The organism is Nostoc sp. NOS(2021), assembly GCF_017115025.1.
Classification (GTDB): domain Bacteria; phylum Cyanobacteriota; class Cyanobacteriia; order Cyanobacteriales; family Nostocaceae; genus Nostoc.
Genome location: NZ_JABXKM010000129.1, coordinates 32,937 through 40,543, shown reverse-complemented (window position 1 = coordinate 40,543; position 7,607 = coordinate 32,937). Strand labels below are relative to the sequence as shown.

At 46.4% G+C, this 7,607-nt stretch carries 5 protein-coding genes and 1 pseudogene; 4 read left to right on the top strand and 2 right to left on the bottom strand.

Annotated elements, in window-relative coordinates; translation table 11 throughout:
- The first annotated feature begins 169 nt into the window (after nucleotides 1-169).
- From HWQ41_RS16755 to HWQ41_RS16740, 4 genes and pseudogenes are all read left to right on the top strand, one after another.
- Nucleotides 170-346 carry a hypothetical protein gene (locus tag HWQ41_RS16755; RefSeq protein ID WP_292764925.1) on the top strand — a complete coding sequence of 59 codons (177 nt, stop codon included), beginning with the start codon at nucleotides 170-172 and terminating at the stop codon, nucleotides 344-346.
- 175 nt (nucleotides 347-521) lie between these two features.
- Nucleotides 522-3,437: a glycerol-3-phosphate acyltransferase gene (locus tag HWQ41_RS16750; RefSeq protein ID WP_292764922.1), complete on the top strand. Its 2,916-nt coding sequence runs from the start codon at nucleotides 522-524 to the stop codon at nucleotides 3,435-3,437.
- Nucleotides 3,434-3,681, top strand: a pseudogene (locus HWQ41_RS16745) (cupin domain-containing protein). Before HWQ41_RS16750 ends, HWQ41_RS16745 begins: the two are co-directional and overlap by 4 nt.
- A gap of 203 nt (nucleotides 3,682-3,884) precedes the next feature.
- Nucleotides 3,885-4,037: a hypothetical protein gene (locus HWQ41_RS16740; protein ID WP_292764919.1), complete on the top strand. Its 153-nt coding sequence runs from the start codon at nucleotides 3,885-3,887 to the stop codon at nucleotides 4,035-4,037.
- Here HWQ41_RS16740 and HWQ41_RS16735 read toward each other — a convergent pair.
- Entirely contained in the window at nucleotides 3,999-6,095 is a 2,097-nt protein-coding gene (locus HWQ41_RS16735; RefSeq protein ID WP_292764916.1) for a VWA domain-containing protein, read from the bottom strand. The genes HWQ41_RS16740 and HWQ41_RS16735 overlap by 39 nt on opposite strands.
- 517 nt (nucleotides 6,096-6,612) lie before the next feature.
- Nucleotides 6,613-7,284, bottom strand: a complete 672-nt coding sequence (locus tag HWQ41_RS16730; protein ID WP_292764913.1) for a glutathione S-transferase — start codon at nucleotides 7,282-7,284, stop codon at nucleotides 6,613-6,615.
- Nucleotides 7,285-7,607 lie beyond the last annotated feature (323 nt).

Here is a 7,607-nt window from a genome sequence, read left to right as displayed (position 1 = left end):
TTCTTCCCCAGCTTCCCCTGCTCCCCACTCCCCATCATTGTAAAAATAAGACTAATAGTTCTGAAAAAGTAAGTAATTGTGGTGATGCAAAAATTGCCAAACTTAAACAAAATAATATTAGGAATTTAACATCATCCGTAAATAGAAGGACTACAATCAAAACGGACAAATGTTTCATGCTCCAACAAAAGAGGATTACAAAGCTGTGTCCGACTTAAATCGCGGAATTATGAAATTTGAGGGTGCAGATTCTCCAAAAGTAGTCACTATCTCTACCGTGTTGCTTCTGGGATCGATCACTGCTCTGATCATCTGGGCGCTGCAAGCTGCCTATGCGCTAAACTAAGACCATTAGTCGCCTACAAGGACACTGGCAAAAACGGTTTCCGTCGTAGCCAAGTGTCCATTAAGCAACTAGTAAATAAAAACGCCCTATTAACCATCAAAAATTTCAGAAAAACTTTAGATTTTAGATTTGAGGTTTTAGATGGAAAATTTAAATCTAAAATCCAAAATTCAGAATGTTTGAACCTTGGGGTGTCTTAGTTATTTTAATTGTCTGCCCCCTCTTGGGCGGATTACCCCTGATTGCATGGATTACTTACGCGCTTACGGGCAAGCAATTATCACAAGTTGGTACAGGAAACATTAGTGTATCAGCTGCCTTTTATCACGGCGGTAGGTTTGTCGGAATTCTGGCAGTCTTGTCAGAAGCTTTTAAAGGAGTTGCAGCAGTCTTACTCACCCGCATTTTCTTCCCAGATGGATCGTCTTGGGAATTAATTGCCCTCATCGCTCTGGTAATCGGTAGATACTGGATAGGCAGAGGGGCAGGTACGACAAATGTTGTTTGGGGATTTGTCGTACATGATCCACTGGTGGCAATATTTGTATTTTTCTTTGCAGGGATTATCTTTACAATTCTGCACTCCAAACAGGTAGTCAAATTTGGGGTTTTGCTTCTTTTTCCTCTATTTGTGACACTTCTGCACATTAGCGATATCCCCAGAATGCTTGCCGCTGTTGCTTTAGCTGGTTTAATGGGCTGGATTTATACAAAAATTCCTGATGATATAGACTTGCCAGCCCAAGAGGCACAAACAGAATCGCAAGCGATGTTGGAATTTTTACGCGGCGATGTCTACGACGGGCTACGCCAACGCGCGATGGTTTCTCTAGATGAAGAGTTGGATGCTGCTATTGTCGGAGAAAAGGCGGCGACGTTATCTCAAATTAAGCGCTGGGGCTATCCAGTTCCAAAGGGGTGGGTACTGGCCCCGATTGATGATCCGGAACTGTTGACAGAATTTCTCCAGCCATCAGAATTATCTCCCTTGGTGGTGCGTTCTTCTGCCATTGGAGAAGACTCAGAACAGGCTTCCGCTGCTGGGCAGTATGAAACAGTTTTAAATGTTACCAGCCCAGAGGCATTGCAGTCAGCGATCGCCCTAGTTCAAACTTCCTACAATCATCCATCTGCTGTACAATATCGGCGCGATCGCGGCTTAAATGACTCAGCAATGGCTGTGTTGATTCAACAACAAGTCCAAAGTGTATATTCTGGTGTCGCTTTCAGCCGCGATCCCATTACTCAGCAAGGTGATGCGATCATCATCGAAGCCCTTCCCGGCAGCCCGACGCAAGTCGTTTCGGGAAAAGTCACACCAGAACAATATCGCGCTTTTATCCTGGAAACAGAAAATTCTTCCTCTGTACAATTAGAGGGTGAAGGACGAGTCCCACAAGCATTAATCAAGCAAGTTGCATACTTAGCCTACCGACTCGAAAAACGCTATCATGGCACTCCTCAAGATATCGAGTGGAGTTACGACGGTCAAACACTCTGGGTGTTGCAATCTCGACCGATCACTACTCTACTGCCCATGTGGACACGCAAAATCGCCGCCGAAGTGATTCCCGGAGTAATTCACCCCTTAACATGGTCGATTAATCGTCCCTTAACTTGTGGAGTTTGGGGAGAACTTTTTACTTTAGTTTTGAGCGAACGCGCCTTGGGGTTAGATTTCGCCGAAACAGCAACTCTGCATTATTCCAGAGCCTACTTTAATGCATCCCTCATAGGAGATATTTTTCTTCGCATGGGACTGCCATCGTCAAGTCTGGAATTTTTAACTAGAGGAGCTAAATTAAGTAAACCGTCTTGGGAGTCAACTTGGGAAAATTTGCCAGGACTAGGGAAATTGCTGAGGCGAGAATTAAGTTTAGAAAAAGACTTCAAGCGGGATTATCATAAACGGTTCATTCCTGGGTTGTCGCAGTTGGCGCAGTCAGATATAGATAACTTGGAACCATCCAAGCTGTTGGCAAGAATTGACTTTACCCTAGAGTTGCTGCGTCATGGGACGTATTACAGCATATTAGCTCCCTTGAGTGCTGCCCTCCGCCAGGGAATTTTTCGGGTGAAGGATGGGCAAATTGATCACAGCGTTACCCCAGAGATAGCGGCATTGCGATCGCTGAGTGCAATAGCTACAGATGCCAAGCAAGTATTGCTTGAGTTTGAGCCACAGCAGGTGTTTGAGCAGTTGAAACAAACCCCAGAGGGAGAGAAGATCCTGCAAGAATTTGACGAATTGCTTCAGGATTACGGCTATTTAAGTGAAGTGGGAACTGATATTTCCGTTCCCACTTGGCGGGAGAATCCCCAGATGATTAAGCAGATGTTTGTGCAGTTAATGCAGGGTAACGAACCACAATCAGGCGCTAAAGACGCGATTAATAGCATCTTTGCTGGTAAGCGCAAACGTTCTTTTGTGCAACGGCGTGTGGATATCAAAGGACGAGTTACCGAAGTTTATTCCCGGCTTTTGGCTGAATTGCGTTGGAGTTTTGTCGCTTTAGAGAAGATTTGGTTAAAGTCAGGCTTACTCAAAAAAACAGGAGATATCTTTTTTCTCAACTTTGATGAAGTGCGGCGTCTAATTGTGGGTGAAGATTCCAGATTAATTGAGCAGTTGGATAAGTTAGTGGAATCGAGGCGATCGCAATTCCTGCAAGATAGCGAGATCATTCTAGTACCCCTTTTAGTCTACGGCAATACACCGCCTCACCCCTTAGCTCCCTCTCCACTCTACTCTGACCAAATATTACAAGGTATTGGAGCCAGTCAAGGGCAAGCTGAAGGTAGGGTGAAGGTGTTGCGAAATTTACAAGACTTACCGGAGATTGACCGAGATACGATTCTGGTAGTGCCTTACACAGATTCCGGCTGGGCACCTTTGTTATTAAGGGCTGGAGGATTAATTGCCGAAGTTGGTGGACGGCTTTCTCACGGTGCGATCGTGGCTCGTGAATATGGGATTCCCGCAGTGATGGATGTTCGAGGCGCTACATGGCTCCTGCAAGATGGTCAACGAGTCAGGATTGATGGGTCTAGGGGTATTGTGGAATTATCTAACGATTTAAGACCAGAATGATTACCACTTCTCTAAAAAACTTGCCAGAAGAGTCTGTTTCTCACAATCCCGAAATCAAGAAAAAGGTGAAGTATTCTTTGTGGAAACTGGTTCGGGAGTAATTCACATTGATGGTAAAGAATACCCCCTGCTTCCAGGGAACTGCGTGGCGATCGAACCGGGAGAAGTACATGAAGTTGTCAATAGTGGCTCAACTGAGCTTGTTTTGACATACTTTGGTTTGCGAGTGGAAAAATCAGGCTAATCATCAGTTAGCAAGCTGCCTTAACTAGCAACTTAGGTAAGGGACTGACAAATAAAAAAATATCCCAAAACTGACGCAAAAATCCTCTCTATTTCTCTTCTCTCTGTGTTCTCTGCGTCTGGAGTGGTAGCCTGCGGCAAGCCGCTCCGCGTCTACGTTTCTTTGGATAATTTATTTCTTGGAAGTCCCTTACTATTTGAAGTGTGGAAGATGGGATACAGTGGAGAGCGATCGCCTGTTTGATTGCAGACATCAAAGGCGATCGCTCTTTTGGTGTGGGTTTTAAAACGCCTTCTCCTACCCTATTGCCATCTCAATCATTTCCTCGTAATCAACCCCCTAGATTGCTCGACTAGGCGAATAAACTCACCCCGATAGCCCTCCTGGTCTTCCCCCATTGCCTGGGTTGCTAATTTCATCACCAAATCATAGTTAGCATTCCCCTTATACTCAGAGTCACGCAGCAGCATCCCAAAGGTAGCTACCGCAGCAGCAAATCTCAGGTTTGTGGAGGGTATCTGGTCGGCTCTCAAATCATCATCTGGGATGGTTTGGGTAATTAGTTGACTGGTGCTGTCCTGGGGCAGTTTATAGCGCAGTTTCACCTGCATCAACTCATTGCCGGCAGTATCAGAAGCAGTTTCACCAGAACGTTGATACCGCAAGGGGTCTACCTCCGGCACTTTCACATCGCTCTTCGTACCAGTGGGAATTATTTCATAAAGCGCTGTCACAGAATGACCAGCCCCAATATCCCCGGCATCTTTCTTGTCATCATTGAAATCTTGGTTTTGCAGCAGGCGGTTTTCGTAGCCAATCAAGCGATATGCCTGAACTTTCGCCGGATTAAACTCCACTTGAATTTTCACATCCTTGGCAATGGTAAACAGAGTTCCCCTCAGATCATTAACTAAAACCTTTTTGGCTTCCAATAGGGTATCGATATAAGCGTAGTTGCCGTTACCCTTATCAGCCAGTTGCTCCATTTTTGAGTCTTTATAATTGCCAGTGCCAAATCCCAACACCGTCAGGAAAATTCCCTGATCTCGCTTCTGTTCAATTAATCGCGTCAGGTCGCCATCACTGGAAACCCCGACATTAAAATCTCCATCGGTAGCTAAAATTACTCTATTATTACCAGACTTGAGGAAGTTTTGTTTGGCTATCTTGTAGGCGAGTTCAATGCCCTGACCGCCAGCAGTGGAGCCTCCAGCCTCCAAGCGGTCAATCGCCGCCAGAATTGTTGATTTCTGACTACCAGGAGTAGCAGGTAACACCAATCCAGCATTCCCAGCGTAAACTACCAAACTTACCCGGTCTTCAGGACGCAGTTTATTCACCAGCAATTTGAGGGACTGTTGCACCAAGGGTAATTTGTTGGGGTCATCCATAGAACCGGAGACATCAATCAGAAATACTAGGTTGCTGGGTGGTAAAGTTTCACTCTCTAGGCGTTTACCTTGCAAACCCACCAGTACCAGCTTATGTTGAGAATTCCAGGGAGCAGCAGCAACTTCAGTGGTGACAGAAAAAGGGCGTTGGCTCTGCCCGCCGTCGGCATCGCCTTTTGGTTGGGGATAATTGTAGGTAAAATAGTTAATCAGTTCCTCAATTCGCACTGCATCCTTTGGTGGTAATTCCCCTTGAGTAATAAACCGTCGCACGTTGCTGTAGGATGCTGTATCTACATCAATGGAAAAGGTGGAAAGAGGATCATTACCGACGCGATGAAAGGGATTATCCTCAATCCGGTTGTAGTTTTCTGTATTGAATCTGCTACCTGTTTGTGGCTCAGGGGCAACCCTTCCAATACCGCTACCAGCTTGGCGTTTAGGGCTTGCGGGGCGGTTAGCAAGTTGATCCTGCACAGATGAGCCAGACGGAATACTAGAAGGTGGGGGCATCACTGTGGGTAAGGATTGAGTCTTTCGGTAAGACTCGGCTGGAGTGCGTTCTCTGGTAGTCTGAGTAGGAGTGATGGCATTACGAGCTTCCAATTCATCTATCGGACTTATTAGGGTTGCTAACTCCGGCGCGAATTCAGACTGCAAGCGTTGCAGGGTTTTCATATCCGCTTGGGTAACTAGCTTGGGGTCAGTCGCTATTAGCTCATTACTCCGTTTTAGACAGGCATTCAAGACTGTGGCAAACTCAGTTCGGGTTATCGGAAGAGTGCCAAAGTTTTGGACAGAGACGACACAACTATACTGTTGTACCAATGCCTGGAGTGCTTGGTAATCAGGGTGATTGGGTAGAATGGAGGTTGTTGAGGTAGAACTGGGGGGAGTCTGATTGGCTGGAACCGCAACCGTAGCACACTGACGTAAAACTGCAATTCCTACTGACGGTATTAACAACAGCAGTGTTACAATACTGACTCGCTGCCACATTTTGGACGGAATCGGGTAAGACATGGCTAAATCCTCACACTAAATTTGTCTATCGGCTCAAAACCTCGTGGGATGCGTGGAAGCTCCGTCTCTTTAGACGAGGTTGCTGACATTTGAAGCTTCCACTTACCTTACTCAGTGCTGAGTCCTGAGCGAGGAAAAAGTACTCAGTACTGATGTACGCAGGTATGAGCAAGGCCCCTTGTGGAGGCAGTGCGGTCTTTTAACCTTACTCAGCATGAGCTAAACGCCCTGCTACAGCTAACAGCACTTGAAACTCAGCACTCTTCATCTAGAATAGTCTTGAGCAGCCTGGAATTTCATCACCGTTGCAGTTTTGGTAACTGTAACTGATACAACACTAATCATTCTTGTCTGCCATCAGGGGATATAACAGTGTTTGTTGGTATCGGCTAAATAATTCGGGTCAAGCAATTACTCAGTTGCTTAACACCAGAACCTCAAGAGTTTTTCTGACAAAGCAGTTAAAATTTGGGCGAGTCAATACAGTTCAGTTAATGTGTTCATAAGAGCCTTCTGCTTAACTCAGAAGCTCGTAAGTACCGCCGCGCTCCAGCGCGCGCTGGTAGGCGGGACGTGTGTGAATGCGATCCAGGAAGGCCATGAGCTTCGGACGGCTCGCGTCCAGTCCGGCTCGCGCGGCAGCCGCCTCCAGGGGAAAACTCATCTGGATATCAGCTGCGGTGAATTCGTTACCAGCGAACCACGGGCTTTTTCCGATCTCCGCCTCCTGGTAATCTAGGTGCTGCGCGATCTGAGGTTCAATAAACGAGTTCTTGACACGACTGACGATGGCCCGAGCGATCGGTCGCACGAAAAAGGGTATTGGCCCCTTCTCGATTTGGTCGAAGACAAGCTTCAGCAGCAGCGGAGGCATAGCCGAGCCTTCTGCGTAATGCAGCCAGTAGGTGTAGCGCAGCCGCTCCGGCGTACCCGGAGCAGGAATCAGCCGTCCATTACCGTAGCGTTCGACCAGATATTCAATGATGGCACCGGATTCGGCCAGGGTGAGAGTGCCATCGGTAATCACTGGCGACTTGCCGAGCGGATGTACCTCGCGCAGGGACGCCGGTGCCAACATAGTTTTCGGGTCGCGATCGTAGCGCTTGACTTCGTACTCTATGCCGAGTTCCTCCAGCAGCCAGAGCACACGCTGAGAACGGGAGTTGTTCAAGTGATGGACAGTGATCATTAAATTATTCTCTGAGTTGTATATAGCGGTTCCCGACCTGGTGAGCTACGTTTTCAAAGCTACTAACCTTGGGAAACAACAATTGTATTTGGAAAAACACAGATATATATGTCTTTTGAAACTTTAGTATTTACAATATTTTTAGATTAAAAAAGTAAAAGTGGTCAAGTATAACAGCCCCAGGAATGAATTCCCAGTACTGGGGCTTTATTGTGCGATCGCTTAGAAAAGTGGATTTAAAAAAGTTATCCTGCCTCCCGAACAAAAGAGAAGTTTTGCCTTGTGTTTACAGCTATTTTCAGGTAAATAGACCACGCAGTAGG

What these genes read in the sequence shown, in the direction of transcription:
- HWQ41_RS16755 (WP_292764925.1), top strand. Translation starts at nt 170, where the DNA reads ATGTTTCATGCTCCAACAAAAGAGGATTACAAAGCTGTGTCCGACTTA.
- HWQ41_RS16730 (WP_292764913.1), bottom strand. Translation starts at nt 7,284, where the DNA reads ATGATCACTGTCCATCACTTGAACAACTCCCGTTCTCAGCGTGTGCTC.
- HWQ41_RS16750 (WP_292764922.1), top strand. Translation starts at nt 522, where the DNA reads ATGTTTGAACCTTGGGGTGTCTTAGTTATTTTAATTGTCTGCCCCCTC.
- HWQ41_RS16735 (WP_292764916.1), bottom strand. Translation starts at nt 6,095, where the DNA reads ATGTCTTACCCGATTCCGTCCAAAATGTGGCAGCGAGTCAGTATTGTA.